The organism is Paraburkholderia kururiensis, assembly GCF_034424375.1.
Classification (GTDB): Bacteria; Pseudomonadota; Gammaproteobacteria; order Burkholderiales; family Burkholderiaceae; genus Paraburkholderia; species Paraburkholderia kururiensis_A.
In genome coordinates, this window is record NZ_CP139965.1 from 340,879 (window position 1) to 357,426 (window position 16,548).

Here is a 16,548-nt window from a genome sequence, read left to right on the forward strand (position 1 = left end):
GTCACGTGCCGTTCTTCATTCAAAAGATTCCGGAGAAACCGATGAGGTCTTTCGCAAAAGCGGCGCCGCCGCGTAGGGTGCGGCGATTCAACGTCATGGCGTTGGGCACGGCGCTCTTATGCGCCGCCCTCGCGCTGCTTCCCGTCGCGCCCGCGGCCTTCGCCGCAGACGCGGCTCAATCGTCGTCCAACACGGTGAATATCGACAATTTCGCCTTCAGCCCGGCCACGCTCACGGTGGCGAAGGGCACCACCGTGACGTGGGTGAACCGCGACGACATTGCGCACACCGTCGTCAACGATGCGAACCCGCGTGCGTTCAAGTCGCCGCCCATGGATTCGGACGACAAGTTCTCCTTCACGTTCAGCACGCCGGGCACCTATAAGTACTTCTGCTCGATTCATCCGCACATGACCGGCGTGATCGTCGTGAAGTAGGCGTCAAAGCAGCTCATGCAGGCGGCTGTCGGCGCGCAGCAGATGCAGGTCGCGATGAAAACGCGTGTAGCCGATACGGTCGAAGAATTCGAGGATCTGGATGGCGCGCTTGCGGCCCAGCCCGGTGGCATCGCGAAATGCCGACGCGCCTACCGCGCCGCCTTGTTCGCGTGCGAGCCCGGCAACGAGCCGGGCGAGTTCGAGCACCACGTCGCGATGATAGAAAAGATCGCGCACCACCTGGTACACGTCGCCGAGCCGTGCCAGCTTGCGCAGCAGTGCGCGCACCTTTTCCTCGGATTCGTTCGTTGTCCGTGCAAGATCGCGAACCCAGGATGGGTCGAAACGGCCTTCCGCCAGCATGGGCCGAAGGACATCGGCGAGCCGCTCTTCGCCGGCATCCAGTGCCACGCTGTGCGAAGGCAGATGCAGCCACGGGCCGCTCTTCGCAATGACGCCGTCGTGCACGGCGGCGTCCACGAGTGCGTGCCACAGCGCATCGCTCGCGAGCGGCGCCGACATGCGCCGCAAACGCGCGCTGTCCGGTCCCTGCTCGTCGGGAAAGCGCGCGTGGAACGACTCGAGCGCGCCCACCATTTGCTCGCGCATCTGCGTCCAGTGGCCGTGCGTGATGATGGCCGCGTCGTCGCCCTCTTTACCTGCGAGCGGCACTTCGATGACATGCGGCGCAAGCATGAGCAGATGCGCGGGCAAGCCGGTCAGACGCATCAGCATCGAACGCGTGAGGCCGCGTGGCGCGCAGTCGAGCAGCGGTTCGATCTGTCCGACGTCGAGCCAGGTGCGCAGTGCGTCGAGCCACGCCATGCGTTCAGGCGTGCGCCGCTTGCGCACGGGGCCAAACGGATCGAGCACGCGCGCACCGCCCACGGTTCGCGTGGCCTGGGCGTTGCGCACGATCAGGCGATCGCCCGGCAACGCACACACGGGGGTATCGAAGACGAGTTGCACACGCGCGGTCCGCCCCGCCGCGAGCGTGTCGCCTTCGAGCAGTGCAACGTTTGCGACGCGATGCAACGTGCCGAGATGCACGTGCAGCGGCGACCAGTGCCTGAGCGTGATATCCGCGTCGCCGAGCAACGTGAGTTCGACGTCGATGCGTTCGCACGCGCTGGCGAGCGCGCTATCCACGATCCAGTCGCCGCGTGCGATGGCGTCCTTCTCGATGCCTGCGAGATTGAGCGCGCAGCGCTGACCGGCGTGGCCCGCGTCCGCCGGCCGGTTCTGCGCATGGATGCTCCGCACGCGCACGGGACGCCCCGCGGGCGCGAGCACCGGCGTGTCGCCTACGCTCACGCGTCCCGCGAATACGGTGCCCGTCACGACCGTGCCCTGGCCTGCGAGCGTGAACACGCGGTCCACGGCGAGGCGAAAGAGGCCGTCGTCGCGGCGCGCGCGAAAAGCGATGGCCGTGTCGCGCAGATAGGCATCGAGCGCCGCTACGCCGGGATCGTCGGGGATCGTCGCGCACGTCTCGAACACGGGGATGCCCGCAAATGGGCCGCCCGCGAGCCACGCCACGATTTCCGCGCGCACCTGCTCGCGTCGCGCGGCCTCCACGCGATCCGCTTTCGTCAACGCCACGGCGCCGCGTGTCACACCGAGCAGTTGCAGGATGGCCAGGTGCTCGCGCGTTTGCGGCATCACGCCGTCGTCGGCGGCGATGACGAGCAGCGCGAAGTCGATGCCGCACGCGCCCGCCGCCATCGTGTGAATCAGTTTCTCGTGGCCCGGCACGTCGATGAAGCCGAGCACGTCGCCGTTCGCGAGCGGCGTGTACGCGTAGCCGAGCTCGATGGAAATGCCGCGCGCCTTTTCTTCCTTCAGGCGGTCAGTGTCGACGCCTGTCAGCGCACGCACCAGCGTGGTCTTGCCATGGTCGATATGGCCTGCCGTGCCGACAATCACAGATGCAGCTCCGCACATTGCGCGACGAACGAGGCTTCGTCCACGGCTTCGAGACAACGCAGGTCGAGATGCAGCGCGTCGTCGGCAATGCGGCCGATCACGGGACGCGGCAGCGCGCGCAGCGCAGCTTCGAGCTTCATCAGCGCGCGGCCACGGCCGGCGCGCTTGCTTGCGGCCGCGGTGGTGGCCGCATGAGCGATACCCGGAACGCCACCGCTACGCACCACAAGCCCGAAGCTCGGCAGCACATCCACCGGCAAGGCACCGCTGCCGATCTGGCTGAACATCGGCTCCACGCTCACGCGGTACGCGTCGCCCAGCGCACGTTGCAGCGCCGGCATCACGCGCTGCGCGGTCGCACGCATTTCTTCGCCTGGCCGCGTGAGCAAACGCAGCGTAGTGAGCCGTTCGCGTAAAAACTCGGGCGCGCGATAGAGCTGCAACACGGGTTCGAGCGCGGCGAGCGTGAGCTTGCCCACGCGCAGCGCGCGCTTCAGCGGATGCTTTCTGATCTTGCGGATGAGGTTGGCGCGGCCCACGATCAGCCCCGCCTGCGGGCCACCGAGTAGTTTGTCGCCGCTGAAGGTCACGACGTCGGCGCCGGCTTCGATGGTCTCGCGCACCGTGGGCTCCGCGGGCAAGCCGAACTGCGCCAGATCGACGAGCGTACCGCTGCCCAGGTCGACCGCCACCGGCAGCCCATGCTTGCGGGCCAGAGGCGCGAGTTCGTCGAGTTCCACGCTCTTCGTGAAGCCCGCGATCGCGTAGTTGCTGCAATGCACTTTCATCAGCAGGCCGGTGCGCGCGCCGATGGCTTCTTCGTAATCGCGCAGATGCGTGCGGTTGGTCGTGCCCACTTCGCGCAGCTTCGCGCCGGCGCGGCTCATGATGTCGGGAATGCGAAACGCGCCGCCAATCTCCACCAGTTCGCCGCGCGACACGATGACGTCCTTCTTCGTGGCAAGCGCAGACAGCGTGAGCAGCACGGCCGCGGCGTTGTTGTTGACGACCGTGGCCGCCTCGGCGCCCGTGAGTTCGCAGACGAGCGCTTCGATCAGGTCGTCGCGTTCGCCGCGGCGGCCGGTGGCCAGATCGAATTCGAGGCTCATGGGCTGCGTGAGCGCACGCACGACAGCGCGTACCGCTTCGTCGGGCAACAGCGCGCGACCCAGGTTCGTATGCAGCACAGTGCCGGTCAGATTGAACACGCTGCGCAAGCGGCTTTGCGAACGCGCGGCAAGTGCGTGGGCGGCAGCGGCCGTGGCGCGTGTCTCGTCGAAGGGGGCATCGTCGGCGGCTGCGGAATTCGCGGTCTGCACGTCGCGGCGCCAGCCGTCCAGCGTCTCGCGAATCGCTGCAAGCACCTGCGTGCGGCCATATTCGGCAATGAGCGGCTGCGCCGCGGCCGATGCGATCACACGCTCCACGGAGGGAATGGACGCAAGCCGCGCCTTGAGATCGCGCCCGCCGCTCGCGCAACCCTCGTTCCGCTCTTCGCCCGATTGATGACCTGCCACTTCGCCCACGCCCCGCTTCCCCCTCTTTCGTGTTTGCTTGTCTCTGCTCGCCGTCATTCGTCCGACGGCACTTCCGGCCACAGCAGCGGATTCGGCCCGCTGCGTCGATACCCCGCTTCATTCATCAGCAGATCGAGCGTGAGGCTGGCGAGGTCGTCGGCCAGCGGCTCGAAGTCGAAGTCCTTCTCCTGATAGCCGATCTTGCGGTACGTGTGGCATTCGTCGCACGACTCGGCCTTCAGCGCCTCGCTCACGCCTTCGATGCCGTGATACGCGATGCCCTTCGTCGATTCGCAATTCGAGCACTTCACGCGCACCATGTGCGATTCGCTTCCGCACAAGCCGCACTGCAGATAGCGGTAGCCCTGGTAGCGGCCGCCCACGCGCACGACGCTCGCAACCGGCGGCCCGCCGCACACGGGGCACACGCCGGGCGTATCTACATAGGGAATGTCGCGCTCGGCGAGCCGGCTCGCCAGATCCGTCCACACCACCTGCAAGGCCGCCATGATGAACGGGGCCGTGGCCGGCGCCACTTCGTTGAAGCGCTGCGCGAGCATCGCGTCGGCCTGGCGTTCGAGTTCGTCGGCAGGCATCGCGCGTAGTGCAGAAAGCACGCCGGCCAGCGTCGGCGTGACTTGCCCCGCGGCTGCCACGCTATCGAGCAGTTGATGCAGCACGTCGTGCCATGCCGTATCGCGATCCGGCGAAAGCGCGGGCACGAGCGGCATACTGTGCTGTTGCGCCTGGGCGATGGCATCCGCCGAGGGCATGCGCGCCGAGAAGCCTTGTTCCAGCGTCTTTTGCTGCGCGTCGACCAGCACGGCCATCAGGCGCACATAGCCTGCGATGGGATTGCCCTCGGCGAGCTTGCGCAGGCGCGCGGCGCGCGTGGCGAAGAGCGTGGCGCGCTCGGGCAACCGGATGCGGGCAATGGCGGAATGGTCCAGCGCTTCGATCTGGCCCGGCTCAAGAATGCGTTGCACCACAACAGTCCCTCTTCAAACCCGCTATGGCGCGTGTGCGCCATAGTCTTCAAATGAAAAAGCCGCCGCCCTTGCGGGGGCGGCGGCCTGCGATGCAGCGGCCGGCCGCCTCTAAAAACCGGCGGTACCGGCGCGGCGCCCGGCTTACTTGATGCTCTCGCGGAACCAGCGCGGATGATGCTTTCTCGCCCACCCGAGCGTGACCGTGCCGCGCACCATCGCCCCCAGCGAGCCCTTCACCCACAACGCCGCATACACGTGCACGACGATGCCGATGATGAGAACGAACGCGCTCACGGCATGCACGACAGCGGCAAGACGGATGACTTCGATCGGGAAGTAGAACGAGAAATAGCGCCGCCAGATCACGATGCCGCTCGCAAGCAACAGCAGCAGGCAGGCCACCATCACGAAGAATAGCAGCTTCTGTCCGGCGTTGTAGCGGCCGATGGCGGGCAGCTTGTCCTCACGATTGGCGAGCACGTCGTTCATCTGGCGCAACCACTGGTAGTCGCTTTCGTCCAGATAGTTGTGGTGCCAGAAACGCAGCGCCAGCACGAGGAACGACACGAACATCACCACGCCGATGAACGGATGCAGAATGCGCGTCCACTGCCCGCCGCCCAAGAGCGCGGAGAGCCAGAACATCGACGGATGGAACATCGCGAGGCCCGAAATCGCCAGCAGTACGAACGAGATCGCGGTGATCCAGTGGTTGGTGCGCTCGTTCGGCGTGTAACGCACGATCAGGTTGGGATCAGTTTGTTTCATCGCTACGCTCCCGTCGTTCGCCCCGCAACTGCTCCGCTTCCTTGCGCGCGGACGCTTCTTCTTCCGGCGTCACCTCGTTCGGACCGACACGCGTGTAGTGGAAGAACCCGGCCAGCGCCGCAATGGCCATACCGGCCACGGCGAGCGGCTTGGCCACGCCCTTCCATAACTGCACGAGCGGACTGATCTTCGGGTTATCCGGCAGACCGTGATAGAGCGAAGGCTGGTCCGCATGGTGCAGGACGTACATCACGTGCGTGCCGCCCACGCCTTGCGGATCGTAGAGGCCCGCATGCTCGAAGCCGCGCTCCTTGAGGTCCTCGATGCGCTCGGCCGCGTGCTGCTTCATGTCTTCCTTGGTGCCGAACACGATGGCCCCCGTCGGACACGTCTTCACGCACGCCGGCTCCTGCCCCACGGCCACGCGATCCGAGCACAGCGTGCACTTGTACGCGCGGTTGTCCTGCTTCGAGATACGCGGAATGTTGAACGGGCAGCCCGTCACGCAGTAGCCGCAACCGATGCAGTTTTCCTCGTGAAAATCCACGATGCCGTTCGTGTACTGCACGATGGCGCCCGGCGAAGGACACGCCTTCAGACAGCCCGGATCTTCGCAGTGCATGCAGCCGTCCTTGCGGATCAGCCATTCGAGGTTGCCGTCCGGGTTCTCGTATTCGGAGAACCGCATCACGGTCCACGAATGCTCCGTGAGGTCGCGCGGATTGTCGTAGACGCCGGCGTTGGTGCCCACCTCGTCGCGCAGGTCGTTCCACTCCATGCACGCCGTCTGGCAGGCCTTGCAGCCGATGCACTTCGAGACGTCGATCAGTTTTGCGACGGTGCCGGTAACGGGCTCGCGCACAGCGGGAGGCTGCACGGTCGTGGCCGACTGGCGTTTGATATCGAGTGATTGCAGTGCCATGTCCGCCCCCTCAAGCCTTCTCGACTTTCACGAGGAACGACTTGAACTCGGGCGTCTGCGAATTGCCGTCGCCGACTGCCGGCGTCAACGTATTCGCGAGATAGCCCGGCTTCGCCACGCCTGTGAAGCCCCAATGCAGCGGAATGCCCACGGTATGCACCTTGTGGCCGTCCACCATGAGCGGCTTGATCCGCTTCGTCACCACTGCCACTGCCTCGATATGACCGCGGTTGCTCGACACCTTCACGCGATCGCCCGCCACCACGCCCACTTCGCTCGCCAGTTCCTCGCCGATCTCCACGAACTGCTGCGGCTGCACGATCGCGTTGAGCCGCGCGTGCTTGGTCCAGAAGTGGAAGTGCTCGGTCAGGCGATACGTCGTTGCGGCGTGCGGGAAATCCTTGGCTTTCCCGAACGATGCGCGGTCGTCCGGAAACACGCGTGCCGCCGGATTGTTCGTGGCCTGCGCGTTCTGCGGATGCAGCGGGTTGTAGCCGAGCGGCGTTTCGAACGGCTCGTAGTGCTCGGGGAACGGACCTTCGTTCATGCCGTCGCGGGCAAAGAAGCGCGCCACGCCTTCCGGATTCATGATGAACGGACCCATGCCCGTGTCGGGCGACTCGTCGGCCTTGTAGTCGGGCACGTCGGCACCGCTCCACGCCGCGCCGTTCCACGCGATCAGCTTGCGCGTGGGATCGAACGGCTTGCCGGCCGGGTCGCACGATGCACGGTTGTACAGAATGCGCCGGTTCGCGGGCCACGCCCACGCCCAGTTCAGCGTCTGACCGATGCCCGTCGGGTCCGAGTTGTCGCGCCGTCCCATCTGGTTGCCGGCCTGGGTCCACGCACCGCAGAAGATCCAGCAGCCGCTCGCGGTGCTGCCGTCGTCCTTCAGTTGCGCGAAGCCGGCCAGTTGCTCGCCCTTCTTCACGAGCACCTTGGTCGCGTCTTTCGGATCGGGCAGATCGGCGAGCGCCTTGCCGTTGAACTCTTTGGCGAGTTCTTCAGGCGTCGGGCTTGCAGGGTTCGCGTAGGGCCAGCTCAACTTGACGATGGGCTCGGGCAGCTTGCCGCCGTCCTTGTTGTACGCGGCGCGCAGACGCAGGAACAGCCCCGACATGATCTCGAGATCGCTGCGCGCTTCGCCGGGCGGCTCCACGCCCTTCCAGTGCCATTGCAGCACGCGGCCCGAATTCACGAGCGAGCCGTTTTCTTCCGCAAAGCACGTGGTGGGCAGACGGAAAACTTCGGTCTGGATAGCCGATGAATCCACGTCGTTGTACTCACCGAAGTTCTTCCAGAACTCCGACGTTTCCGTGGCGAGCGGGTCCATGATGACGAGCCACTTCAGCTTGGCCAGCGCCGCCGCGTTCTTCGCCTTGTTGGGCGCCGCCGCGAGCGGATTGAAGCCCTGCGCGATGAAGCCGTTCATCTTGCCCTGATGCATCAGCTCGAACGCCTGCAGCAGGTCGTAGGACTTGTCGAGCTTGGGCAGCCAGTCGTAGCCCCAGTTGTTCTCGGCGGTGGCCGCGTCGCCCCACCACGACTTCATGAAGCTCACGAAGAAGGCGCGGTAGTTCTTCCAGTAGCTGAGCTGGTTCGGACGCAGCGGCTGCTGCGCGCGCTTCGCGATGTACGCCTCGTAGTCCTGCTCCGCTTCGGTCGGCAACGTCATGTAGCCGGGCAGCAGGTTCGACATCAGGCCGAGGTCCGTCAGGCCCTGGATGTTCGAGTGCCCGCGCAGCGCGTTCATGCCGCCGCCCGCAATGCCGATGTTGCCGAGCAGCAGCTGCACCATCGCGCCCGTGCGGATCATCTGCGCGCCCACCGAGTGATGCGTCCAGCCGAGTGCGTAGAGCACCGTGCCGGCGCGGCCCGGCTGCGCCGTCGTGGCGAGCATCTCGCAGACTTTCAGGAACTTGTCCTTCGGCGTGCCGCAGACCTTCTCCACCATCTCGGGCGTGTAGCGCGAGTAGTGCTGCTTGAGCAGGTTATAGACGCAGCGCGGATGCTGCATCGTTTCGTCGACCTTCACGAAGCCGTCGTCGCCGCGCTCGTAGTCCCACGACGATTTGTCCGCGTAGGTGTGCTTCTGCGCGTCGTAGCCGGAGTAGATGCCGTCGTTGAAGGCGAAGTCTTCGCGCACGATGAACGTGAAGTCCGTGTAGTTCTTCACGTACTCGTGCTGGATCTTGTCGTTCGTCAGCAGGTAGTTGATGACCCCACCGAGGAATGCGATGTCCGTGCCGGTGCGAATGGGCGCGTAGTAGTCGGCGACCGACGCCGTGCGCGTAAAGCGCGGGTCGACCACGATCAGGCGCGCCTTGCGGTGCGCCTTCGCCTCGGTGACCCATTTGAAGCCGCATGGGTGCGCCTCGGCTGCATTGCCGCCCATCACCAGGATTACGTCTGCGTTCTTGATGTCGACCCAATGGTTCGTCATCGCGCCGCGGCCAAACGTCGGGGCAAGACCTGCCACCGTCGGGCCGTGTCAGACACGTGCCTGGTTGTCGAACGCGAGCATCCCCAGACTGCGGATCGTCTTGTGAGTCAGATAACCCACTTCGTTGCTGCCCGCCGACGCGGCCAGCATGCCGGTGGTGAGCCAGCGATTGACCTTCTTGCCGTCCGCGGTGGCCTCGACGAAATTCGCGTCGCGGTCCGCCTTCATGAGCTTCGCGATGCGGTCGAGGGCGTCTTCCCACGAAATGCGCTGCCACTTGTCCGAACCGGCGGCACGGTACTCGGGGTACTTGAGACGGCTCGGGCTGTGGATGAAATCGATGAGACTCGCGCCCTTCGGGCACAGCGTGCCGCGATTGACGGGGTGGTCCGGGTCGCCCTCGATGTGGATGATGCTCGCGGTGGCGTTCTTGGCGCCGTCCCCGAGACCGTACATCAGGATGCCGCAGCCCACGGAGCAGTACGGGCAGGTATTGCGGGTTTCAGTGGTACGCGCCAGTTTGTACTGACGAACCTCCGCAACCGCGCTCTCAGGGGAAAAGCCCATGAGCGCAAGACTCGATCCGGCGAGCGTGGTTGTGGTGATCTTCAGAAACTGGCGCCGGGACATTTGCAACATAGTCGTCCTCGGCTTCTGGTTATTGAGTGTGAATCAAAAGTATAGGTCGTCTCTTACAAAAACGTCAGCAAGCCGGCACACGTGAAGCGACCCGCCGGCCGGGCGAGACGGGCCGAACGATAGCACGACACAAAGACACTCGCTTTTTTGCCGGCAAGCCCGGTGGGTGGACGTAGCGCGGGCTTCGGACACGCCTGTGCTGTCGTGCAGCAAAATGGTCGGACGGCGCGGTCCGCAACCTGTGCGTTGCCGCGCGCCGTGCATGGCCTGCATGACGTCAAGGCCGAGACCTTGCCGCTTATATACAGTGGAGCATGCGGACACCTTGGGTCTCCGCTTTGCTCTGGACTCGTGCAAGACCACTGGACGGCGCCCTGCCTCGCCGCGAAGGAACACCATGGACACGCTTTCCCCGGACCGGATTCAGTCCGCCGCGCGCAAAGAAGCCTCGTGGGCAATCGGCGCGTTCAAAAAGTTCTCCGACGATCGCTGCACTTCGCTTGCGGCGAGCATCGCGTTCTACTCGGCCTTTTCGCTCGCGCCCACCCTCGTGATGGTGATTGCGGTGGCAGGCTGGTTCTTCGGTACCGACACCGCACGCAGCGAGCTCTTCGACCAGGTGCGCATGGTGCTCGGCAACGATGCGTCCGCGGCCATCACGACCATCGTCGAGAACGCCCATCGCAGCAAGAACGCGGGCAACGTGGCGGCCCTCATCTCGTTCTCGATGCTCGCCATCGGCGCCTCGGCGACCTTCTCGTCGCTCAATACGGCGCTCAACATCGTGTGGCCGCCGCCCCCCGGTGCGCGACCCTCGACAGTGCTCGCCCTCGTGCGCGTGCGGCTCATCTCGTTCAGTCTCGTGCTGGGCGTCGCGTTTCTGCTGATCGTCTCGCTCGTGCTCGATACCGCCATTACGTTCGTCGGCGAGATGCTGGGGGCGGCTTCACCCTACGTCGTGATCGGCGATCTGTTGCAGCTCGGCGTGGGGCTGCTGGTGCTCGCCGTCGCCTTCGCCGCGCTGCTCAAGTTTCTGCCCGATGCGCCGGTGCGCTGGCGCGATGCGATTGTGGGCGGTGCGGTAGCGGCCGTGCTGTTCACGGCGGGCAAGAAGCTCTTTGCGCTGTACCTCGCGCACGCCGGCATGGCGAGCGCATTCGGCGCGGCCGGGTCGCTGGCGGTGCTGCTCATGTGGCTGTACTTCTCGGCGGCTGTGTTGCTGCTCGGCGCCGAATTCGCGGCGGCACGCGGACGGCTGCACGATCCGCGCGGCGCCTGGGGCAGCCAGGACAACGTGCCGCCGGGAAGCCGGGCCAAGCTGGCGTCGGTGCTCGCGGCATCCACGGTTGCCGGGAGCGTGCGAAGGTCGGATGGGGGTGCGCCGCGGGCGGTGGACGGGGTGACGAGGGCAGCAGCGGCAGCCGGGGGACGTGGGGAAACGAAGGAGTGGGGCGTGCGTGCTGCACGGACCAGTCTAGCCACTCAGACTGCCCATGGCGCCGACCACGGCGCGCGTCCCACCCCGCTATATACGAAGGACAACAAAGCGCGCTTCGCGGTGCGCGTAGTGCGGGTGGGCCGCACGGCAATCGGCATGGAGCGCAAAGCGACGCGAGCGGCGGCCGACGCCATCGTTCAATCGGGCCGCGCCGCTGCAGCGGCAAATCGGTATGTGAAGCGGCACCCCTGGACGTCGGTCCTGCTTGCCACGGGGGCCGCGCTGTTCATGACAGCGGCAAGGAGTCGCCTCGCCGGCGGCGAACGCCGTGTCGATAACAAGCCCGCCCCTTCGAACCGCCGACATGGCGACGATGCCGAGGCTGCATGGCCGCGCAAGCGGTGAGAGACCTTCCGGCATCTTGAGACAGGTCAACGCCGGCGCAGGCGGTCGAATCGCCAGCGAAACGGCGTACGGCGGTTTGTTAGCGGCTCCTTAATACAGTGGCGGCTGGCGTCAAGAATTCATTTCATTCGACTTTCATTTGCGTGAGTTGCCAGACCAATTTCACCGCGTCACTGTGCGCAAAACAACAATAATGTACAAATGAGAGAGAGTGTTGCGAGATACGCAATTATCGCGAACACGCTTTATATACAAGGCTTTGTGCATGTTGTTACATTTTGGCTACACTCAATTTTTTTCAGTTCTTGCCGTTGTACGGCCTGCGTTATTCTCCATCGCGCAACAACAAATCAATCATCTGCGTGGAGAAATGGATGAAAAAGCTTACACTTTCGACCCTCTCGCTGGCCCTGCTCGGCGCTGCCGGCGCAGCGCACGCTCAAAGCAGCGTCACCCTGTACGGCGTGATCGACGAGTCGTTCCAGTACGTGCACAACGCCGACTCGAACAACAACAGCCTGTATCACCTGATCGGCGGCAACCTGCAAGGTAACCGCTGGGGCCTGAAGGGTCAGGAAGACCTGGGCGGTGGCCTGAAGGCGATCTTCCAATTGGAAAACGGCTTCGACATCAACACCGGCAAGCTTGGTCAAGGTAGCCGCATGTTTGGTCGTCAGGCATACGTCGGCCTGACGCACGACACGTACGGTACGCTCACGTTCGGCCGCCAGTACGACCCGGTGGTCGACCTGGTTCAACCGCTGACCGCCGACAACTACTGGGGTTCCACGTTCACGACCCCGGGCGACGTCGACAACAACGACAACAGCTCGCGTACCAACAGCGCCGTCAAGTACACGTCGCCCGTGTACGCCGGCTTCCAGTTCGAAGCGTTCTACGCGTTCGGCGGCGTGGCAGGTTCGACGGGTTCGGGCCAGACGTGGTCGGCTGCAGCAACGTACGCGAACGGTCCGTTCAGCGTGGCTGCCGGCTACATCGTCATGGACAACGCGAGCACGCTGGCTGGCCGTGGCTTCGTTGCCGCAACGGCGACGCCCGCAGGCTGGGGCTCGGGTGTGACGTCGGATGCGACGTTCGATTCGTCGGTGAACAGCGCGTTTGCATCGGCCAAGTCGATCAACATCGCCTCGGTTGCGCTGCAATACGTGGTTGGCCCGTTCACGGCCGGCGCACGTTATAGCAACGCGATGTACAAGCCGGACGGCTATTCGAGCTTCACGGCAACGGAGCGTTACGACGTTGGCGCTGGCTTCGTGAACTACCAGCTCACGCCGGCAGCTCTGGTGGGCCTTGGCTACACCTTCACGCATGGCAAGGGCAACGGTGCGTCGAAGACGTATAACCAGATCTCCCTGGGTGGCGACTACAACCTGTCGAAGCGCACGGACGTGTACCTGGTTGGCGCATACCAGCGTGCCAGCGGCAACGGTGTGACGGCATCCGTCGCCGACTACGGCTACGACTCCAACGCCCGCTCGTCGGAAATCGTCAGCCTGGGTATCCGCCACAAGTTCTAATCGAACTTCGTGCGAAGCTGCGGCGAAACACTGCCGCAGCAAAAAAGCCAGCCTCTTCGGCTGGCTTTTTTCTTTTCTGCGCCCGGTCTGGTTCTACACCGGCAAACGCGTCGTACGTAGCGCGCTAGCGCTGCGCCTTCACCTTGTCCGCCTGCGCAAGCGTCTGCGCCGGCTGCGCGGGCACCTCGCGCGCCTCGCCGGTGGCGGGCAGCACGACGGGCGCACGGCCGCGCTGCTGCAGCGGCACAGCCTCGGGGCTCTCCCACGCCGGGTCCGGAATCTCCGCGAACACCTGGCGCAACTGCTCGCCCCAGGTACGGTGAATCATGTCGAAGTACGCGTTGTCATGGTCGATCGTGACGAAGCGCGTCACGCGCAGCGCGTTCGCTTCGTACACGAGCAGATCGAGCGGCAGCCCCACCGAAAGATTCGAGCGCAACGTGGAATCCATCGAGATCAGCGCGCACTTCGCTGCCTCGTCGAGAGGCGTGGAAGGCGTCAGCACGCGGTCGATGATCGGCTTGCCGTACTTCGATTCGCCAATCTGGAAATACGGATTCACGTCCGACGATTCGATGAAGTTGCCTGCCGCGTAGATCATGAAAAGGCGCGGACGCTGCGCGAAGCTCGTACCCGCATGGACGGCGCCTTCGCCCTCGACGCGCGGCGAGGCGATCTGGCCGCCCAGGATGAAGCTGCAATTGAAGTCGACGCCGAACTCCTGCAGCGAGCGCGCCTCGTGCTGATAGACCTCGCGCACGGCGTCGCCCACCACACGCGCGGCCTCGGTCATGCTGGAAGCCGTCCAGAGCGTAGGACGGCCCGCGGGCGTCGCCTCTTTCAGCACGTGGAGGACTGCCTGCGTCAGCGAGAGATTGCCGGCGCCCATCAGCACGAGCAACCGCTCGCCGGGCTGCTCGAACACCGACATCTTGCGCGCCGTGCTGATGTGATCGACGCCCGCGTTGGTTCGCGTATCCGACAGGAACACGAGTCCCTCATCCACGCACATCGCCACACAGTAAGTCATGAATCTGTCCCGCCCAAAGCCAATAATCACGGCATTGTACCGCCGCACCACCGCGGTCCCGAGGCCTGCCGCAAAGGGACTTTCCCGAAGCCGGGCGACACCGGCCAAGAAAAATCCCCGCGGGCATGCACCCGCGGGGATTGCTTGAAGCATGCCGGCGACGATGCGCCGGCGCAGCCGTCATCAGGCCGCTGCGTCCTTCAGCTTCTTCAGCGCACGTGCCTTCACGCGAACCGAAGCGGGCTTCGCCGGGAACCAGCGCTCCTGGCCCGTGAACGGGTCTTTGCCGAAGCGCTTCTTCTTCGCCGGCACAGCCTGCACGACGATCTTCAGAAGACCCGACAGCGTGAACTCGCCTGCGCCCTTCTTGTGCACGGAACCGAGAATGGTGTCCTCGAGTGCGCCGAGCACGGCCTTCACGGCCTTCACTTCGACTGCGGCACGCTCTGCAATGTGAGCAGCCAGCGAGGCCTTCGTGAAGGTGTCCTTGATCGGCGACGGAACGCCGGACGCCTTCACGGCGACCTTCTTAGCTGCAGCCTGCTTTGCGGGCACTTTCTTCGCGGCAACCTTCTTGGCCGGGGCAGCGGCCTTCTTGGCCACTTTCTTTGCGGAAGTCGGCATGTTTCTCCTACCAGTGTTGGTCAATGAATCATGAAGGCGCCGCGCCATGCGGCCTCTTCAACGGCGGATTCTACAAGCGCTCCGGCGTTTTGCGCGAATCTTTTGTGCGCCACGCGCGCAGTTTGTTGCGCGGCGCAGACTATGGCGCACGTTTTAGCGCCTTTTTTATGGGGTAAACGCGGCACCGCGGCTGCCCCACCCCTTTGCCAAGGCACTTTTCTCGATGCGCGGGCTCGCGTTACGCGCCATTACGCGAACGCGCGAGGCGCGGCATCAGCGCAGCCAGAGCATGGAGTCCGTCGTCGATATGGGCGACGTCCATCGCGCCATAGCCGAACATGAGCCCCTGTTCGGGGCGTGCCTTCACATAAAACGGCGTGAGTCCGTACACGCCGAGCGAAACGTCGGCGGCCGCGCGTATCAGCGCCGCCTCGTGAATGGGCGCGCGCAGCCGTGCCGCGAGATGAATGCCCGCGGTGGTCGGTACGACGGGCGCGAACCACGCCGAAAGCGGTCCGCGCAGATGGGCGAGCAACGCAGCGCGCCGCGCGGCGTACTCCTTGTGCATGCGCCGCAGGTGCCGCGCGAAGTCGCCGTTCAGCATGAACGTGGCGAGCGCGCGCTGGGTGAGCGTGCAGCCGTGCCAGTCCGTCGCCTTGCGCGCCGTGATGAGCGGCTGGGCCAGCGACACCGGCGGCACCACGTACCCCACACGCAGTTCGGGAAAGACGGTTTTCGAAAACGTGCCCACGTAGGCCACGATTCCGCTGCGATCCAGACTTTTGAGCGGCTCCATGGGACGCCCTTCGAAGCGGAATTCGCAGTCGTAGTCGTCCTCGATGATCACGGCGCCGCGTTGCTGCGCCCATTCGAGCAATGCGACGCGCCGCTCGAGGCTCATCGGCATGCCCAGCGGAAACTGGTGCGAAGGCGTGACGTAGACGAGCCGCGCGTTCTTCGGCAACCGCTCGACAATCAATCCTTCGCCGTCGACCGGCACCGGCACGACCTTGGCGCCCGCCGCAAGAAAACAGGCCCGCGCGGGCGGATAGCCGGGGTCTTCTATCGCCGCGACGTCGCCTGTTCTCAGCACGACGCGTGCGATCAGATCGAGCGCATGCTGCGCGCCCTGCGTGACGATCACGTCCTCCCAGTTGCTCGCCACCGCGCGGCTGAACGCGAGATAGCGCGAAATCGCGAGGCGCAACTCCTGCTCGCCCGCCGCATCGCGATAAGCGCCCACGCCGCGGGCCTGCGCGCGCAGCGCCTGGTTCACGCAACGGCGCCACACGTCGAAGGGAAAGCGCGACTTGTCCGTCACACCGCCCATGAAGTCGACGCGCAGGCGGCGCTCGGGATACGGCAGCGGCAGCGTCTTCGACACGGCGTCCCATACGGGCGCCGCCTTCGCGAGCGTTCTCGCCACCGGTCGGTCCTGGCTCGCATGGGTGGCCCCGACCATGCGCATCTGCGCCGAACGCTCGGACGGCAGCCGTTGCAGCCCGGTTGCGACGAACGTGCCCGAACCGGCGCGCGCCGTGAGATAGCCTTCGGCGAGCAGCCGTTCGAATACGTCGAGCGTCGTCTTGCGCGACACGCCAAGCTGCATGGCGAGGTCGCGCGTGGACGGCAAACGCGTGCCGCCCGCCAGCCGCCCCTCGACGATTCCCGAGCGCAACTGCCTGTAGATTTGCCCTGCCAGATCGTGGCGTCCTTCTACGGTGACGTGAATGTCCATCGCAACTCCTCGGCTTCGAGGCAGTTATTCTGGCAGACCGGATTCGCGCCCGACGCGTGAAGCGCATGCCGGCGGCCGGATGCAAAAAAGCCCCGGCGCGCGGGGCTTTTTGCTTATGACGTCGAGTCCCTGTA

12 protein-coding genes are annotated in these 16,548 nt (G+C 65.1%); 3 read left to right on the plus strand and 9 right to left on the minus strand.

Going from position 1 to position 16,548, the window contains the following annotated elements:
* Positions 1-41: 41 nt before the first annotated feature.
* Positions 42-437, plus strand: a complete 396-nt coding sequence (locus tag U0042_RS01620; RefSeq protein WP_114810030.1) for a cupredoxin domain-containing protein — start codon at positions 42-44, stop codon at positions 435-437.
* Positions 438-440: 3 nt separating this feature from the next.
* On the opposite strand, the gene selB is transcribed toward U0042_RS01620, so the two are convergent.
* From selB to fdnG, 6 genes are all read right to left on the minus strand, one after another.
* Positions 441-2,363: a selenocysteine-specific translation elongation factor gene (gene selB / locus U0042_RS01625; protein ID WP_114809572.1), complete on the minus strand. Its 1,923-nt coding sequence runs from the start codon at positions 2,361-2,363 to the stop codon at positions 441-443.
* A complete protein-coding gene (selA, locus tag U0042_RS01630; RefSeq protein ID WP_419150485.1) occupies positions 2,360-3,889 on the minus strand; it encodes an L-seryl-tRNA(Sec) selenium transferase in 1,530 nt (509 codons plus the stop codon). The genes selB and selA overlap by 4 nt, the downstream gene beginning before the upstream one ends.
* A 44-nt stretch (positions 3,890-3,933) precedes the next feature.
* A complete protein-coding gene (gene fdhE / locus U0042_RS01635; RefSeq protein WP_114809573.1) occupies positions 3,934-4,869 on the minus strand; it encodes a formate dehydrogenase accessory protein FdhE in 936 nt (311 codons plus the stop codon).
* A gap of 141 nt (positions 4,870-5,010) precedes the next feature.
* A complete protein-coding gene (locus tag U0042_RS01640) occupies positions 5,011-5,637 on the minus strand; it encodes a formate dehydrogenase subunit gamma (protein ID WP_114809574.1) in 627 nt (208 codons plus the stop codon).
* Positions 5,624-6,559, minus strand: a complete 936-nt coding sequence (gene fdxH, locus U0042_RS01645; protein WP_114809575.1) for a formate dehydrogenase subunit beta — start codon at positions 6,557-6,559, stop codon at positions 5,624-5,626. Before fdxH ends, U0042_RS01640 begins: the two co-directional genes overlap by 14 nt.
* Before the next feature lie 10 nt (positions 6,560-6,569).
* Entirely contained in the window at positions 6,570-9,641 is a 3,072-nt protein-coding gene (gene fdnG, locus U0042_RS01650; protein ID WP_114809576.1) for a formate dehydrogenase-N subunit alpha, read from the minus strand.
* Between the two features lie 397 nt (positions 9,642-10,038).
* On the opposite strand from fdnG, the gene U0042_RS01655 reads away from it, so the two are divergent.
* Both U0042_RS01655 and U0042_RS01660 read left to right on the plus strand, forming a co-directional pair.
* On the plus strand, positions 10,039-11,484 hold the full coding sequence (locus U0042_RS01655; RefSeq protein WP_114809577.1) for a YhjD/YihY/BrkB family envelope integrity protein: 1,446 nt from the start codon (positions 10,039-10,041) through the stop codon (positions 11,482-11,484).
* 374 nt (positions 11,485-11,858) lie between these two features.
* Positions 11,859-13,022 (plus strand): porin, encoded by a 1,164-nt coding sequence (locus tag U0042_RS01660; RefSeq protein ID WP_114809578.1) that lies wholly within the window; start codon positions 11,859-11,861, stop codon positions 13,020-13,022.
* Positions 13,023-13,146: 124 nt separating this feature from the next.
* Here U0042_RS01660 and U0042_RS01665 read toward each other — a convergent pair whose 3' ends face one another.
* The 3 genes from U0042_RS01665 to U0042_RS01675 form a co-directional block, all read right to left on the minus strand.
* Positions 13,147-14,052, minus strand: coding sequence for a proteasome-type protease (locus U0042_RS01665; protein WP_114809579.1), 906 nt, complete (start codon positions 14,050-14,052; stop codon positions 13,147-13,149).
* Between the two features lie 183 nt (positions 14,053-14,235).
* The gene (locus U0042_RS01670; protein WP_114809580.1) at positions 14,236-14,676 is read right to left on the minus strand and encodes an HU family DNA-binding protein; all 441 of its coding nucleotides are present in this window, start codon (positions 14,674-14,676) and stop codon (positions 14,236-14,238) included.
* Between the two features lie 238 nt (positions 14,677-14,914).
* On the minus strand, positions 14,915-16,414 hold the full coding sequence (locus U0042_RS01675; RefSeq protein ID WP_114809581.1) for a PLP-dependent aminotransferase family protein: 1,500 nt from the start codon (positions 16,412-16,414) through the stop codon (positions 14,915-14,917).
* Positions 16,415-16,548 lie beyond the last annotated feature (134 nt).